This is a genomic window from Agrobacterium pusense (assembly GCF_900102105.1).
In the GTDB taxonomy this organism is placed as follows: Bacteria; Pseudomonadota; Alphaproteobacteria; order Rhizobiales; family Rhizobiaceae; genus Agrobacterium; species Agrobacterium pusense.
The window spans coordinates 31048-46089 of the sequence record NZ_FNBB01000010.1 but is presented as its reverse complement, the minus strand read 5'-3'; the positions used below and the strand labels follow the sequence as shown (position 1 = coordinate 46089).

Below are 15042 nucleotides of genomic sequence, written 5' to 3'. Positions count from 1 at the left end.
TCAGGCGTCTCCGTCATACCAGAAGCTATCCGGCATGTAGACGCCGAGATAGGAAGTGGGTTCATAACCGAAAAGCGCCTTTTCCGGCACGTTCCGCATGCGCTTGACATGGACGACGGGCTGCAGCGCGCCGTTGACGATGCCGATGGAAAATACCTGCTGCGTATAGACGCCAAGCATTTCCAGCCAGATTGCCTGACGTTCTTCCTCGGTGACGCTTCGACGCCATTTTTTCAGAAGATCAAGCAAATGGGCCGCTTCCGGCAGATCGGGCTCTTTGCCTTCACGGCCGCCGGATAGATAGTGAATCCCCCAGACCGGCCATTGCAACTGGTCGTCACCGGTGGGGGCAAGGCCGGAAGGCAGCATGTCGGCCGTTGGCACGCCATTGTCCATACCCATCCACACCGACATCAGTACTTCTCCGCCCATGGCGCGCTTGCGGAAAACATCGCGCTGGGTGGGGCGGACAGAAACGGCAATGCCGATATGTCGCCAGTGATCCGTCACCAGCTCCATCACGTCTGTTTCCAGCGTGCTTTCGCCTGTCGTCTCGACAATGATATAGGCGGGTCGACCATCAGGCAGGAGCCGAAGGCCGGCACTGTCGCGCTTGTCGAGACCCGCTTCATCGAGCAGCCTGTTGGCCGTTGCGCGGTCGAAAGCGCTCCAGGCGTCCGCAAATTCCTGCCGGTAAAGCGGGCTTTCCGGCAGTACGGTATCTGCGCTTTCCTTCGCGAGCCCGTAAAAACAGACCATGTTGATTTCGTGCCGGTTGATCGCGAGCGAGAGCGCGCGGCGCACACGCACATCCTGGAAAGCGCTTCGCCAGACCGGGTCGGCGCAATTGAGATTTGGCAGCAGCGCGATGCGCGAGCCCTGGGAGCGCTTGTAGAGGTTAACTTTCAGGGGGAAGCGCTTTTCGGCATCCTTCAGGAAAGTGTAATCAGCGAAATCGAGGCCGAAATATTGCAGGTCGCTATCGCCCGACGCCGTCTTGGCCGAGATGATATCCGACGAGGTGACGTTGAGCAGGAAGCGGTCGAGATAGGGCAGTTGCAGGCCGTTTTCATCGACGCGGTGATAATAGGGGTTGCGTTCGAACACGAATTGTTCGGCCGGCGGCGCGGTGGTGTTACGCCAGGCATCGAGCGTTGGCAGATCCGGATTTTCGGGGCGCACCTGCCGCGACATCTTGATATGCAGCCCGCTCCAGTCGTCTGTCTTGTTTTTCTTGATCAGCTTGGCGAGCTTTTCCGCCGTCTGATATTTGATGTGGAACTGTTTCATATAGGCGGCAGGCAAGAACAGCCGCGCCGGCGAGGCGGCCGCCAGTTTCGCCAGAAAATCCGGATTGGGGCCGTCCCAGGTGTATCGCACGGTTAGCCGGTCAACGACCTCGATCTGGGGCGGTTTGCCATTGACCAGAAGCTCGATCGGCGGACCGCCCTTGTGGATTTCCTTATTGAGGGCAACATCTTCCCAGAAATAGCGGAAATCCTCTGACGTGAAATCACTGCCATCGGACCACTTATGGCCTTCGCGCAGCCTGAAGGTGAAGATGCGTTCTTCCTGTACGTCGTAGCTTTCGAGAATATCCGGATGAAGTTCGAATTTTTCGTCGTAACCGACAAGGCGGGCATAGCTGCTGATCGGCATCAGGCGAATGTCGCGCTGGCCGCCAATGAGCATACGTACCGATCCACCATGTTGCCCTGGCTCTCGGCCAAGTGCCTTCATGTCGATGACGCGCGGGTTTTTCGGCAGGCGCTCGGCGATGTCGGGCAATTCGCCCTTTTCGCGTTTTTCCTTGAAGTAGGTGGGGTCGGTATAGGAGGCCCGCGCATAAGCCGGCACAAAGACGGAGGCCAAGAGGGCAAGAGCGGTGCGACGCGTGATCAAGGGCGAAGCTCCCGCATGTCGGCATTGCCGTTCGCAAGTACGAAATGGCCTTCCCCAAGATCGGCCGATACCATCTCGCCGTCCCCCTCGTCGCGGAACTGTTTGCCCCAGTCAAATTTGCCCGTCGCGCTGATCTTGCCGATGGTGCGGAAATCGAGCGGACGGTCGAGATCGGGGAAAGGCACGGCGGCCAGCAGGGATTTCGTATAGGGATGCACCGGAGCGCGCATCAGGATTTCCCGTGGCGCCAGTTCCACGATGCGGCCCTCGCACATGACCGCCACGCGATCGGCCATATAATCCACCACCGCAAGATTATGCGAGATGAAGAGGTAGGTAAGCCCGAGATCCTGCTGCAAATCTTTCAGCAGATTGAGAATTTGCGCCTGCACGGAAACATCGAGAGCGGAGACGGGTTCGTCGCAGATCAGCAGTTCCGGGCCAAGTGCGAGGGCTCTTGCAATGCCGATACGTTGTCTTTGCCCGCCCGAAAAACTGTGCGGATAACGGTTCAGCGCGCTTTCCCCAAGCCCGATGGCCCTGACGAGGTTGCGCACTTTTTCGGAGCGATATTTCGCATCACCCCGACCGTGGATTTCCAGCGGCTCGCTCAGGATGTTTCCCACGGTCATGCGCGGCGATAGCGACGATATCGGGTCCTGAAAGACCATCTGTATCTTCGACCGGAGCTCTTTCAGGTCATCGTCCCGGGCGTTGAGGACATCGATATCGCCCTGCGGACGGTGGAAGGTGACGGAACCCTGATCCGGACGAACGGCGCGCATGAGGATTTTGCTGACGGTTGTCTTGCCGCTGCCGCTTTCGCCGACCAGTCCCAGACATTCTCCACGACGGATCTCAAAGCTGACGCTGTTTACCGCTTTGGTTGCGCTGGCGTCACCTTTGCGGAACCAGCTCGATTTGCGCGTCGTGAACGTCTTGCTGATATTGTCCACGGTCAAAAGCGGACCAGGGGTTTTGTTGACCGTCGCGGTCTTCTTGCCCACCAGGCTTTCATGGTCGACGTTGATTTCGCGTAGCGCCTTCAGCCGCTCGCCCGGCTTCATGTCGAAATGCGGAACGGCTGCCATCAAACCCTTGAGATAGGGATGGGCTGGCGATTTGAAGATATCATCGACCGTGCCGGCTTCCATGATCTCGCCCTGATAGATCACGGCAACCTCATCTGCAATGTTCGCCACCACGCCGAGGTCATGGGTGATGAGCAGCATGCTCATATTCAGCCTGCTCTGCAGGTCACGCAGCAGCTTGAGGATTTGCGCCTGAATGGTCACATCAAGCGCCGTCGTGGGTTCGTCGGCGATCAGAAGCGCGGGACGACAGATCAGCGCCATGGCGATCATGGCGCGCTGGCGCATGCCGCCTGAAAGCTCGAAAGGATACATGTTCACGACCTTCTTCGGGTTCGAAAACCCGACGAGATCTAGTGTCTCATACATTTTTTCCGCACGTTCCGCCGGCGAAAGAATGCTGTGGATTCTGAGCGCCTCGTCAATCTGGTTGCCGATGGTGTGCAGCGGCGAAAACGAGGTCATGGGCTCCTGAAAGATCAGCCCGATGCGGTTGCCACGGATGGCGCGGATTTCGCGGCCGTCTTTGGGCAATTGCAAAAGATCGACGGGACCGCCCGCAGTGTTTTCCGGATCGGTGAACAGCACGCGGCCATTCACACGAGCGGTCTTGGGATGGATGCCCATGATCGTCTGGCCAATGACGGATTTTCCGGAGCCGGATTCACCGACCAATGCGGTTACTTTTCCCGGAAGAATGCGGAGGCTCGCCCCCCTGACTGCATCGATCGTTCCACCCATGAGAGAAAACGAGACCTGCAGATTTTCGATACGGAGCAAATCTGCGCCTGCGCTCATGCCAAAGGGTTCCTTGCCGCCTCTTTATCGTTGCCTTGTGACAATTGCTCGGGAGGGCTTAAAGCAACGTTATCGCAGGGTTTGTTGTCTGTCTATCCTTCTGAAACATCGAATTCTTTAGCAAATTTGAAGCCGGCTTCCGAAATGCTGCGACTTGCCCCACCGCGCTTGTTTCGTAATATGCTGAAAGGAGCTTTCGAACGAGGATCCATGTCCGACAAGAAATATTACGACGCCAAGCTGAACGATGCGCGTCAGTTGCAGAATAACGGCCAATATGCTGAGGCGAACGCGCTTCTCTTATCGCTGGTTGCAGCAAAGGACGGGCATCTGATGGGAGAGCAGACGGTGCTCGGCCTGCCGCGCCGGCTGCATGCCGCACGGCTGCGTCTTGCCAAGGCCGAAGGCGATATGGTCGCAAGGATCGGTTATCAGTATACGCTGGTGCCACCCCCGCAGGTGCTGGAAAAATATGCGCGATTTTCCGTGGAAGAACGCCGCACAATAAACCTCAAAAGCCGGGAGGATGTGCCGAGGCTCATTCATCAGATATGGATTGGCGAGAAATCGCCGCCCATGTCGGTCGAGGCCTGGGCTGCCCATGCGCTGAAGCACGGCTACGATTATCGCCTTTGGCGGGAAGCCGATCTTGAGCGGGAAGGGGTTTTTGCGAATAGCGTCTTTAACAGGATGCTGAGCGAGGGCGACTATCCGGGTGCTGTTGACGTCGCCCGCTACATCCTGCTCGAGCGGTTCGGCGGCATCTATCTCGACTGCGACTGGTATCCGGCGCGCGACGACGTGAGTTTCGATTCATTCCTTCCCCTTGCGGGTCTCACGGCGTTTGATGAAAAAACGCCGCGGAATACCGGACAGGGAAGTATGCTTCTCGCTAATTCCTTCATTGCCGCTCCAGCTGCGCATCCGGTCTTTCGCAAGATGCTGGCCGCCTTTCCCGACATTCTCGAAGAAATGCCGCGCGCGCCGGCGTGGTGGTCCACCGGGCCGTTGATTTTCACCGTCATTGCCCGGCAGGGAAGCATCAGCCTTGCACCGGCAGCGTTTGTCGCGGCATCCGTTCCGGACCGAACGCCGTTTGATACAGTTGATGAGATCAGGCGGGATCTGGCCAAGGATGCCGGCGGGCTGCTGATCGCCTGGAAATCATGGTGAGATTGCTTCGACGAGGTCTTTAGAGGAGCACCAGCGTGCTGCGCGGTGCCGTGCGGTCACCTCGAAAAGCCGCCGGAGGAAATGCCAGACGGTGTCATCGTGCACGAGATGATGGGTAAGGATGCCGATTGTGCCGCCTTCCTCGGCAGCGCGCAGGATGCGGGCCGCCGTCTCGGCAAACAGGACATCGTGGTCACGGCCGCCGCGGCTGCCATGCCAATCGATCACATCCACATGCGTATTCAGACATGGCGGCGCTGTGTCCTTCTCCGGACCGAAAACGGAGAGGGCCCGATATCCAAGCCCTGTCAGTTCCCTCACTATATGGGCGTCGATGCGGTTCCACGGGGGCACCAGCATCGGCACGACACGCGGTCCATGCAGATCGTAGAGTTTTTCCAGCCCGGACTGCAGCTCGTCGAGAACGAGGGGAAGTTCCCGGTGGAGGCCAAGCTCCTGTTTCTTTTGTCCATCGCCGGCGTAATTGGTATGCGACCAGCCGTGAACCGCCACCTGGGCAATGTCCGAGGCATCCAGATGCTGCGCGAGCCTGCGGGTCGTCGTTTCGGGAATGACCGCGAGGGTGACCGGAACCGAGAAACTTTCGCAAAGATCAAGCAGGGTATCGAGTGCCCCCGTCGGGTCCACTGCATCGTCGTCCCTGAGCCACAGATCGGCCGAAATGCCGCGACGTCCGCATTCGTCCAGTGCTGCGACGAGTTTTTCGAGACTCATGATCTTCGTGCCTTTGCTTGCATCAAAATATCGTTCAGCTTGGTTGCGGCATTTTCCAGAGACCGTTCATGCATGACGAACCGGCGGGCTGCTTTTGCCAGTTCCTGTCGCCGCCTGTCGTCGTAAAGCAGGGCCTTGATCGCATCGGCATAAGCGGCACTATCATTTTCAGGTGTCAGTAATCCGGTGGCGCCAGATTTTACGACTTCGGGAACGCCCGCCACTTTTTCGGCGATGACGGGCAGGCCGGCTGCCTGTGCTTCCAGATAGGCAAGGCCGTAGGCCTCGCCGTGACCCGGCCAGACATAAATGGCAGCTTTCGAGAGAAGCGCTGCGATCTCGTCTGCGGCTTTTTGCCCGTGCCAGACGAGGCGATTTTCAGGGAAGCCGCTGAACATGGCTTGCACTGCCTCGCGTTCCGGACCGTCGCCAACGATCTCAAGTGTCCAGTCTAGGTCTTGTGGCAGCAGGGCGAGAGCGTTCGACAGGGAGCGATAGCTCTCGAGTTTGTCGCCCGCCCTCATCATGGCGACGGTGATGAGCCGTGTCCGTTTCGGCTGGGGAACAACCTTGAGAAAGGGCGCGGGGTCGATGAAAGGCGGAAGCATCGCCCATTGAAGCCCAGGTGAGGCCTGTACGAGCCCTTTGCGATCCCGTTCGGTGAAGCAGATATTGACTGCAGCTTCGTTCAACGACGACAACAACCCGTCCTGCATTGCCTGCCAGCCCATGGCGTTGCGCTTTGGTGAATAGGATGCTTCGGCGGTGACGTAAGATATATTGAAACGGCTGGTCAGTTCCGGTCCGAGCAGGTCTGGAGCCTTGTAGTAAGGGTGATAACAGAACCACAGGTCCGGTGCGCCGTGCCACCGCCAGCGCTCCGCAATAGTCTCTACTTCACGTTCGGCCCGGTCGGCAAGGGACGACCGCTCGGGATCATCCGGCTGTCTCAGGAAGCTTCGCAGCTCGGACGCGACAAAAACCTCATGGCTACCCATTACCATCGCCTGCATCAACAGGCGGGCCATCAACCGATCGCCGGAAGGAACGGGGTGGTTGGGTGCTTTGAGCGGCGAATAAAAGGCGATCTTCATGCGGATGGTTGTGCGTTGGTCGTGCCTCTGGCGTCAACCGGAATTTGAAGACGCGGAGCCTTGACAGCCTCGCCATTCTTGCCCAACTGAAAGACATCTTTTGCACATGCGCGGAGCGTGACACGCTTTGACTTCTCCAGACATTTCCCAAGCCCTGCTTTCCAGCATTGAGAACAAGAGCGCCAAAGCGGGCGTGATCGGCCTCGGCTATGTGGGCCTGCCGCTTGCCATGACAATCGCCAGAGCTGGTTTCAAGGCTGTCGGTTTCGACATCGACCCCGGCAAAATTACTGCGATAGATGCGGGTCAGAGCTATATCGAGGCGGTTTCGGATGCCGTGCTCGCAGGAGCCAGGCAAAATGACGGCTTTGTTGCCACATGCGACTTCTCCAGACTGGCCGAGTGTGACGTGATCGCCATCTGCGTGCCGACGCCGCTGACGAAGTATCGCGAGCCAGACCTTTCCTATGTCGAGAAGACCTGTCACGACATTGCCGCGCATCTGCGCAAGGGGCAGCTTGTGGTGCTGGAATCCACCACCTATCCCGGCACTACCGATGGGATTGTGAAAACCATTCTGGAGAGCACCGGTCTCGTCTCAGGTATCGATTTCTTCATCGGCTTTTCCCCCGAGCGGGAAGATCCCGGCAACCGGGACTTTGAGACGTCGACCATTCCGAAGGTTGTTGCGGGTGACGGCGAAGCCGCTGGGCAGCTGATGGCGGCTTTTTACGGATCGGTGGTCAAGAAAATCGTTCCGGTCTCGACCAATGCGACGGCGGAGGCCGTGAAGATCACCGAAAATGTCTTCCGCGCCGTCAATATTGCGCTCGTCAACGAACTTAAGGTCGTCTACGAGGCCATGGGTATCGATATATGGGAAGTCATCGATGCGGCAAAAACCAAGCCGTTCGGTTTCATGCCATTTTATCCCGGCCCCGGTCTTGGCGGTCACTGCATACCGATCGACCCTTTCTATCTCACCTGGAAATCTCGCGAATATGAATTGCCAACGCGGTTCATCGAGCTTGCAGGTGAAATCAACACCGGCATGCCGCGCCACGTTGTGGGGCGGGTTGCGGAAGCGCTCGACATCCATTCCGGCAAGGCGCTCAGCCGCTCGAAGGTGCTGGTCGTCGGTCTCGCCTACAAGAAAAATGTGCCCGATATTCGTGAAAGCCCTTCATTGAAGCTCATCAAGCTTGTTCAGGAGCGCGGTGGCGAAGCGGCCTATTTTGATCCGCATGTGGCCGAAATCCCGAAGACACGGGAATACAGCCACCTGATGGGCATGAAGTCCGTCTCCTGGGACAGGCAGTCCATCAGCGCTTTCGATGCTGTTCTGGTTGCGACCGACCATGACAATGTGGACTATGCCGCCCTTGCCGAATGGGCTCCGCTGATCATCGACACGCGAAACGCCTTCGCGCGCCGGGGCATTTCCGCAAGACACATCATCAAGGCCTGATAACGGACGGATCATGAGCAGACTGGACAGTTTCATTCGCCGGTTGACCGCGCAGCGTGACATTCTCAATCATGTCGCCGCCAAACTTGATATGCCGCATGAGGGTGCGCTCATGGAAATCGGCCTTGGAAACGGGCGAACTTTCAATCATCTGCGGGAACTGTTTCCGGGGCGCAGGATCATTGCGTTTGACAGGGCCATGGGTGCCCATGCCTCGTCCGTTCCTGCAGACGAAGACCTGGTGATCGGCGAGATATCGCAGACCGCTCCCGCATTCGTCGGTGCGGAAGCGGCAATGGTGCATGCCGATATCGGCACGGGCTATCCGGAAAAAGATGCGATCACATTGACATGGTTGCCCGATCTCGCCGCCGGCATGCTGGCGGAAGGCGGCGTCGCTGTCAGCGGTCTGCCTCTCGATCATCCCCTGCTGAAACCGTTGCCGGTTCCGGAGAGCGTGCCGACGGACCGTTATTTTCTCTATCGCAAGATCTAAAAGATCGGTCCGGCCGCAAACTTCCGGGTCCTGTCACAAATAGCGTTCGCTCTCTTCCTCCGAGAGTAGAAACACCTTCATTTGTGAGTTTCGACCGCGAATGGCGACCTGTTCACTTCTGAGATCGGTAATATTCTGTCCCGCCTGTATGATGGCCGGTTCGGAGACCACGATTGCGGCGCCAAATTCCTTGGCTTTGGATTCAAGCCTGCTTGCCACGTTGACGGTATCGCCAATGGCCGTCAGCGTTTTGGCAGCCCCATATCCCATGACCCCGACGATGCTCGGACCTGCGTGAATGCCAACCACCACCTCAAGACGCACGGCGAATTGTTTCTCCAGCCCTTCGTTCAGGATCGCAATATCGCGCAATATGATTGCTGCCGCCTTCATGGCATTGCGACAGGCGTGCTGGCTGTCGTCGCCTAGTCCAAAAAGCGCCATGGCGCCGTCACCGATAAATTTGTCGAGATGGCCCCCCGCCTGTTCGACGGCCTGGCCGACGATGGTGAAATAGCGGTTCAGGAGAAAGACGACATCGTAGGGCAGCTTCGCTTCCGACAAAGTCGTGAAATTGCGCAGATCGCAGAAGAGAATGGCGATCTCCTCTTCCCGGCCCGGCCGGGCCGGCTGGGCGTCCGCCGGCAGGTCACTGTGCTGGGGCGGTGAAACCAGAAGGGCAACGCCGAGATCATGGGTGGGACGCAGCTGGCAGCCGAGCCGCACATCCGAATCGGCATGGATGCGTCTTAATGTGGTTTGCTCGATGTCTCCGGGCGGAGGGAGCGGCCCCTTGCTTTCCATGACTCTCACCCGGCAGGTCGAACATCGTCCTTTACCGCCGCATACGGAATAATGCGGGATGCCTGCCAGACGGCTGGCTTCCAGAATGCTGAGGCCCGCTGGCACGCGCGCCTGCGCACCATGTTCGTAGCGGATTTCGATGGCCGTCAACCGCTGTCGCCAGCTTCTTACACCGCGCATCGCGAAGACCAGCATCACCGCGCCGGCAAAAATCGCCTCTGTCGTCCCGGTGATAAACCGGATTCGTGTTTCCATCTCCCGCTGCAGCGGAAGTTCGTCTCTCTGAACGATTGTGTCGCCCAGTCCCGGAGGGAGCGCATATTTGCGGTCGACTTCCTCGAGCCAACGGCCGGCATCGCTGAAGCCCAGCAGCGCCAGAAGCGGCAGCATCACAGCTATGGTCATGAAGATGCCGGCGATTTTCGGGTACCAGTCGCGATAACGCAGCCAGAAATAGAGGCCGATACATCCGTGTATCCAGATGACGATCAGGGCGAGACTTTGCCACGCGCCTCCCATGGGATTGTTGATCCAGAGCCGGCGGACTACGGTATAATAACCGATGTCGATGCCGTAGAGCATGTGCGACACGCGGATATTCACTGCATGGCTCAGAATGAGGAAGGGGATCGACAGGCCGAAGATGACCTGAAGCGCTTCACGAAGCGGCATGCGCAACGTTCGGCGCTGGTAAAGCGAGCGCAGGACCAGGCTGACATGCACCAGGACCGAGCCGTAGAAAAGCAGGCTGCTAACAGGGTTGAGCCAGATGAGGCTGAACCATTTTCGTGCCCGTTCGGCGGTGTCGATGGAAATGAGCGCAAGGGAATGATTGAAAAGATGCGAAAAGACAAAGGCAAATATAATCAGGCCGGATAAAATCCGGGCGCGTCTCAAACTGGTTTCCGAAAAGAAACGGATCATGCAAATCCCATCGTGAGGTCGTTCGGCCCAGAATCATCAGTCGGTCGATCGTCGCGTCTTTAGTGCATGACATCTCGTGGCAATATCGTGGAGCAAACGAGCGGCGATGGTCAATTATGCGTGTTTAAGTACCCGAAGCCACCAATGACTGGTGAGGCCTCTTCAGATTTCCGGTCAAATAGTCACGCGAAGTCAAAAACACCATGACGGCGGCTATCAGATTTCGATGACCTGACCGTCCATGGCTGCGAATGCGCCGCTGAACAGGGCTTTCGCCTGTTTTTCGATCATGTCCAGCTCTTCGTCGCTGCGGCTTGGGGCATGATGGATGAAACCGACATTTTTCGCATCGGCCAACTGGGCGAGGCGGATCGCCTGCTGCCAGGACGAATGGCCATAGCCGCGATAAAGGCCCATCTCGTCATCGGTAAACATGGCGTCATAAAGGAAAAGATCGGTATCCCGGATGAGATCAAGCACAGTTTCGTCGATGCCGCCGGGCTCGTGTTCGGTATCGGTGATGATGGCGAGGGACTTTCCCTCCCAGTCCAGCCGGTATCCGACGGCGTTGCCAGGATGGTTCAGCATGCCGGTTCGGATCGAGAGGCCCGGATGGACGTCTAGGGTATCACCGGGCATGAAATCCCGCGTGTCGATTTTTGCGCAGCAAATTTCCAGCGGCACGGGAAACCAAGGCGGGCTCATGAAGTCCTTGAGCATTTCCCGTGTCGTCATGGCGCCCGCGAGATGACCCGACCAAATCGAGACGTCATTGCAGCTATTATAGAATGGCTTGAAATAGGGAAAACCGACAATGTGGTCGTAGTGGCAATGGGAGAAGAAAAGATCGACGTCGGTAACCCCCTCCGCCCGAAGCGCCATGCCTGCGGGATGAAGTCCCGACCCCGCATCGAACAAAAGAACATGGTCGCCGCATCGAACCTCGATGCAGATCGTATTCCCACCGTATTTTCGGAAGTTTTCACCTGAAACAGGAAGCGTTCCCCGCGCCCCCCAGATCTTCACCCGAAAATTTCTGTTACTTTCCCGACCCGCAGTGTCGGAATTGAACGCCATGACACACCCCAATGACAACGGAATCTTGCACGCTTTCCTCCCATGAAGCCCGTTGTCTCTATAGATCTTATTTCCCGCCCTTTTCGGGCGGATGCCTTTACCCCTTATTCAGTCAGCATTTCATTTATATTGCAATAGTACGACATTTATTTTTCCAATATCGACCGCCAGGGTAGCATAGAATTGCCGCTTATGTTCTGGCGTTTGTCCTGGCTTTGCTGAGTTCAGCCGTCGTCTGGGTGAGACGTTCGGCCAGAACGCGCATGACCTTGATAGTGATATCGGGGAAATCGGACATCAGCTTGAAGAATTGTTCCTTGCCGATCCGAAGAGCTTCCACATTGGTGGAGGCGCGGACGGTGGCGGTTCTGACGCTGTCGCAGAGAATTGCGATTTCCCCGACGATGGCGTTGCCGGTCATTTCCGCCACTTTAAGAGTGCCAGAGGGAGAGTCGACCAGAACATCCACCTTTCCGGTCAACAGCACATAGGCCGCGTCGCCGACGTCACCCTGCCGGAACAGCACGTCGCCGGCGTGATAGGAAACGCGGTCCGATGCGAATGCGAGCAGTTTCAACTTGGAGGGTTCCATTTCGGAAAAAAACGGCACCCTTTTCAGCATCTGAATTTCGTCTTTGAACAGCATTGCCTTACCCTGTTATTGTTCCACCTCGGTCACATTCTTGGAATTATGTCGCGACCATCTCCTTGAATGTACCGTTTTCCTCGACCAGAGTCTCGTAACTTCCGTCAGCGGTGATCAGCCCCTGATGAACAACGATGACCCTCTCGAACATGCGCGAGAGGTGCGCATTCGACAGAACCCATATGATCGAGGGGTTATTGTTGTTCTGTTTCAGGAGTGTGATGACCCGTTCAACAATTTCTTCCTGCTGTCTCGGGTCGAGGCCCGGAAGCGGGCGGTTGAAGACGTAAATGTCGGATTTCCGGATCAGCGCCCGTGCCAGATTAAGCTTCTGGCGCTGTAGCGGGCCTAGCCGCTTGCCGCCTGCACCCAGATTGAAATCCAGACCCACTGCCAGCACCCGTTCGTAAACGCCCTGCTTGCGCATGACGTCAGCAACGATGCGGGTGATGCGCCGGGAAGCATCGGTGTAGCGATGGCTTACCTTGCCAAAGAGGATATTATCCAGAAGACTGGTGGCGCTCATGTATTTGGTCGGATCGTAGATTTCGATCACGTTTTTCAGACTGTCGGGCAGCTTCTCGTGGAACATGTGCCGGACCTCGACGATGCGGTTCATGATTTCCGGCGTCAGCAGGCCGAAACGCTGGCGGGGCTCGATATAGAAGAAGCTCAGCCGCAGCATCGCGCGTTTTTCGCTTTCATTGGCCTCGTCGAAATTCCGGCCCTGAAGGCGTTGCAGCATCTGCTGATAGACCGGAATATCGTCAGGCGTCATGAAGGTGAGCTGCTGGAAGAAGGGGTGATCCCCCGGCAGGTCGGCGAAGATTTCCACGATGTTCTCGGCGATCGTGTAGCCCATTTCGAACAGGGTTTTGACCAGGCCGGTCTCGCGCATCAGAGAGCGGAAATAGTCGCTTTCGATGACCGTCCTGATTGACTGGGACGAGTCCCGCATGGTGCCGAAAAGCAGGTTTTCGCCGACCGTTGCCTCGCTATTGTAGCTCTCCAGCTCGAAAGGCGCGATCAGGCCGCTCAGATTTTCCTTTTCCAGCTCGGCGCGCAGGACATGTCGCAATTCAACGATCCGGGCGGCGAGATGCAGGTCTGTCAACGGGTCGATCGACGATCGCAGGGCGAATTCCAGAATATCCTGCGACAGTTCCACACTGTCGAGAACAGCTAGAATGGCCTGTATGAGATTTTCCGGTTTGCCGTCGCCTGCCGGACTCGAAGCATAATCGATCCATTCGCTGTTGATGTCGATCAGCGGATTGCCGGCCATCTTCGCTTCACGGATTTCCCATTTGCGATGGTCCAGCGCCGCGCCCTCATAGTTTTTCTCTGCAAGCGGCGCGTGTTTGAGACCGTATAGCAGGTTGTCCTTCAGGCTGGCATGGAAGAAATAGCTGTCCGAAGACACGTAGGAGATGCGCCGTCCCGTCAGCGATTCCGGCAATTCCAGAATGTCGACGTCGTTGATGCTGATCTTGCCTGAGCTCGGCCAGAGCGTGCGGCCGATCGCATCCGCCAGTGCCTCGCCTCCCGCACCACCGACGATGGCGATAACCTCACCCGGCTCGATCTTGAGGGATGCCTGTTCCAGAAGCCGGCTGCCGCTATCGTCTTCGAGCGTCAGATTGGCGACGACGAGCGGTGCGCTGATGGCTGCGACGGCACCGGGAGAAAGTTTCTGCACCTTCTCGTCGATCATGTTCGGCGCATCGAACTGTTCGAAGACCTGCTCGTACTTTACCTGCACATCCTGCCGGGCCTGATCCCAGTCGATCAGCTCCTTCAGCGGCCCTGGCAGTTCCTTATAGGCGTTGATGACGGCGACCAGCTGCCCCACATCGAGGCTGCCCTTCAGGGTCAGATATCCGCCCAGCGCATAAAAGAAGAAGGGGGTCAGCTGGGCAAGGAAGTTGTTGATGAATTTGACCAGAAACTTCCACTGGTAGAGATCGTAGCGAATCTTGAAGATGTCGCCGAGGCGATGCGAAGCATCCGCGCGCTCGTAATTGGACGTGTCATAGGCATGAATCGTGCCGATGCCGTCGACCATTTCACCGATACGTCCGGCGAGCTGGCGTGCACTCAGCTGCCGCTGACGGCCGAGTTCGATGAGGCGGCGGCGCATCTTGGGAATGATGCCGACCTGAATTGCCGCCATGAAGGCCGCGATCAGGCCGAGCCAGAAGTTCTGCACGAGAATGAAGAAGAGGGCGGAGAGCGCCTGGCCGCCGAGAAGGGCCGGCTGCACGAAGGCGTCGCCGGTAAAACCGCCGAGCGGCTCTACCTCGTCCTTCACCATGCTGGAGATTTCAGCGCCCTTCACCCGTTTGAAATGGCTGGGCGGAAACCTCAGGATCTTGTCGATAAGTTCGAAGCGAATACGCCGCAGAAGCCGTTCGCCAAGCCGGCCCTTGTAGGTATTGATGTAATATTTGAAGAGCCCATTGATGATAACAAGCGCAAGGAACGTCAGGCTGAGCGCCATCAGCATCGACATGCGGTTGAGCTCAAGCCCCGGGAACAGGGTCACGGTGCCCCAATAGGGGATATCGACCGTGAGATGCATGAAGAGCTGGGTTGCATTCGCTCCTTCGAAGCCGTCTCCCTGAATGGGGCCGTTGACGATCTGCTTGGGCAGGTCGAAGGCGAGGAAATAAGGGATCATGGACAGGGCGACGATCAGCAGGATGAAAAGCTGCTGCCGCTTGGTATGCGACCAGATATAACGCGTAAGGCTTTGTTCCATATAAAACTTCTATGACCTGTCGGGGCGGGCCCGGCGTGTTGGTTTGCGCGGTGTCTAGATGATCCGGCGGCCG

The 15042-nt window shown here is 57.5% G+C and carries 11 protein-coding genes; 3 read left to right on the top strand and 8 right to left on the bottom strand.

Annotation, left to right across the window (positions count from 1 at the left end):
* Together BLU28_RS19825 and BLU28_RS19820 are read right to left on the bottom strand one after the other, a co-directional pair.
* Entirely contained in the window at positions 1 to 1902 is a 1902-nt protein-coding gene (locus BLU28_RS19825) for an ABC transporter substrate-binding protein (RefSeq protein WP_077987024.1), read from the bottom strand.
* Positions 1899 to 3791 carry an ABC transporter ATP-binding protein gene (locus BLU28_RS19820; RefSeq protein ID WP_004443693.1) on the bottom strand — a complete coding sequence of 631 codons (1893 nt, stop codon included), beginning with the start codon at positions 3789 to 3791 and terminating at the stop codon, positions 1899 to 1901. Before BLU28_RS19820 ends, BLU28_RS19825 begins: the two co-directional genes overlap by 4 nt.
* A 210-nt stretch (positions 3792 to 4001) precedes the next feature.
* Between BLU28_RS19820 and BLU28_RS19815 the strand changes: the two genes are divergently transcribed.
* The gene (locus tag BLU28_RS19815; RefSeq protein ID WP_168247139.1) at positions 4002 to 4964 is read left to right on the top strand and encodes a glycosyltransferase family 32 protein; all 963 of its coding nucleotides are present in this window, start codon (positions 4002 to 4004) and stop codon (positions 4962 to 4964) included.
* Here the strand turns inward: BLU28_RS19815 and BLU28_RS19810 are convergent.
* Positions 4956 to 5699: a polysaccharide deacetylase family protein gene (locus BLU28_RS19810; protein WP_022556905.1), complete on the bottom strand. Its 744-nt coding sequence runs from the start codon at positions 5697 to 5699 to the stop codon at positions 4956 to 4958. The two genes, BLU28_RS19815 and BLU28_RS19810, sit on opposite strands and share 9 nt — an antisense overlap.
* A complete protein-coding gene (locus tag BLU28_RS19805) occupies positions 5696 to 6793 on the bottom strand; it encodes a glycosyltransferase family 4 protein (RefSeq protein WP_077987025.1) in 1098 nt (365 codons plus the stop codon). Before BLU28_RS19805 ends, BLU28_RS19810 begins: the two co-directional genes overlap by 4 nt.
* A 127-nt stretch (positions 6794 to 6920) precedes the next feature.
* On the opposite strand from BLU28_RS19805, the gene BLU28_RS19800 reads away from it, so the two are divergent.
* Positions 6921 to 8261: a nucleotide sugar dehydrogenase gene (locus BLU28_RS19800; protein ID WP_168247138.1), complete on the top strand. Its 1341-nt coding sequence runs from the start codon at positions 6921 to 6923 to the stop codon at positions 8259 to 8261.
* A gap of 13 nt (positions 8262 to 8274) precedes the next feature.
* Complete coding sequence (locus BLU28_RS19795) at positions 8275 to 8757, top strand: class I SAM-dependent methyltransferase (RefSeq protein WP_077987026.1); 483 nt, start codon at positions 8275 to 8277, stop codon at positions 8755 to 8757.
* A 33-nt stretch (positions 8758 to 8790) separates the two neighbouring features.
* Here the strand turns inward: BLU28_RS19795 and BLU28_RS19790 are convergent, their stop codons facing one another.
* From BLU28_RS19790 to BLU28_RS19775, 4 genes are all read right to left on the bottom strand, one after another.
* Positions 8791 to 10485, bottom strand: a complete 1695-nt coding sequence (locus BLU28_RS19790; RefSeq protein WP_077987027.1) for an adenylate/guanylate cyclase domain-containing protein — start codon at positions 10483 to 10485, stop codon at positions 8791 to 8793.
* A gap of 216 nt (positions 10486 to 10701) precedes the next feature.
* The gene (locus BLU28_RS19785; RefSeq protein WP_051634456.1) at positions 10702 to 11562 is read right to left on the bottom strand and encodes an MBL fold metallo-hydrolase; all 861 of its coding nucleotides are present in this window, start codon (positions 11560 to 11562) and stop codon (positions 10702 to 10704) included.
* A gap of 190 nt (positions 11563 to 11752) precedes the next feature.
* The gene (locus BLU28_RS19780; protein WP_004443676.1) at positions 11753 to 12208 is read right to left on the bottom strand and encodes a cyclic nucleotide-binding domain-containing protein; all 456 of its coding nucleotides are present in this window, start codon (positions 12206 to 12208) and stop codon (positions 11753 to 11755) included.
* Positions 12209 to 12251: 43 nt separating this feature from the next.
* On the bottom strand, positions 12252 to 14969 hold the full coding sequence (locus BLU28_RS19775) for an ABC transporter ATP-binding protein (protein ID WP_006699101.1): 2718 nt from the start codon (positions 14967 to 14969) through the stop codon (positions 12252 to 12254).
* Positions 14970 to 15042 lie beyond the last annotated feature (73 nt).

Coding starts and splice junctions, on each gene's coding strand:
- BLU28_RS19785 (WP_051634456.1), bottom strand. CDS start 11,562: ATGGCGTTCAATTCCGACACTGCGGGTCGGGAAAGTAACAGAAATTTT.
- BLU28_RS19815 (WP_168247139.1), top strand. CDS start 4,002: ATGTCCGACAAGAAATATTACGACGCCAAGCTGAACGATGCGCGTCAG.
- BLU28_RS19820 (WP_004443693.1), bottom strand. CDS start 3,791: ATGAGCGCAGGCGCAGATTTGCTCCGTATCGAAAATCTGCAGGTCTCG.
- BLU28_RS19775 (WP_006699101.1), bottom strand. CDS start 14,969: ATGGAACAAAGCCTTACGCGTTATATCTGGTCGCATACCAAGCGGCAG.
- BLU28_RS19795 (WP_077987026.1), top strand. CDS start 8,275: ATGAGCAGACTGGACAGTTTCATTCGCCGGTTGACCGCGCAGCGTGAC.
- BLU28_RS19805 (WP_077987025.1), bottom strand. CDS start 6,793: ATGAAGATCGCCTTTTATTCGCCGCTCAAAGCACCCAACCACCCCGTT.
- BLU28_RS19810 (WP_022556905.1), bottom strand. CDS start 5,699: ATGAGTCTCGAAAAACTCGTCGCAGCACTGGACGAATGCGGACGTCGC.
- BLU28_RS19790 (WP_077987027.1), bottom strand. CDS start 10,485: ATGATCCGTTTCTTTTCGGAAACCAGTTTGAGACGCGCCCGGATTTTA.
- BLU28_RS19780 (WP_004443676.1), bottom strand. CDS start 12,208: ATGCTGTTCAAAGACGAAATTCAGATGCTGAAAAGGGTGCCGTTTTTT.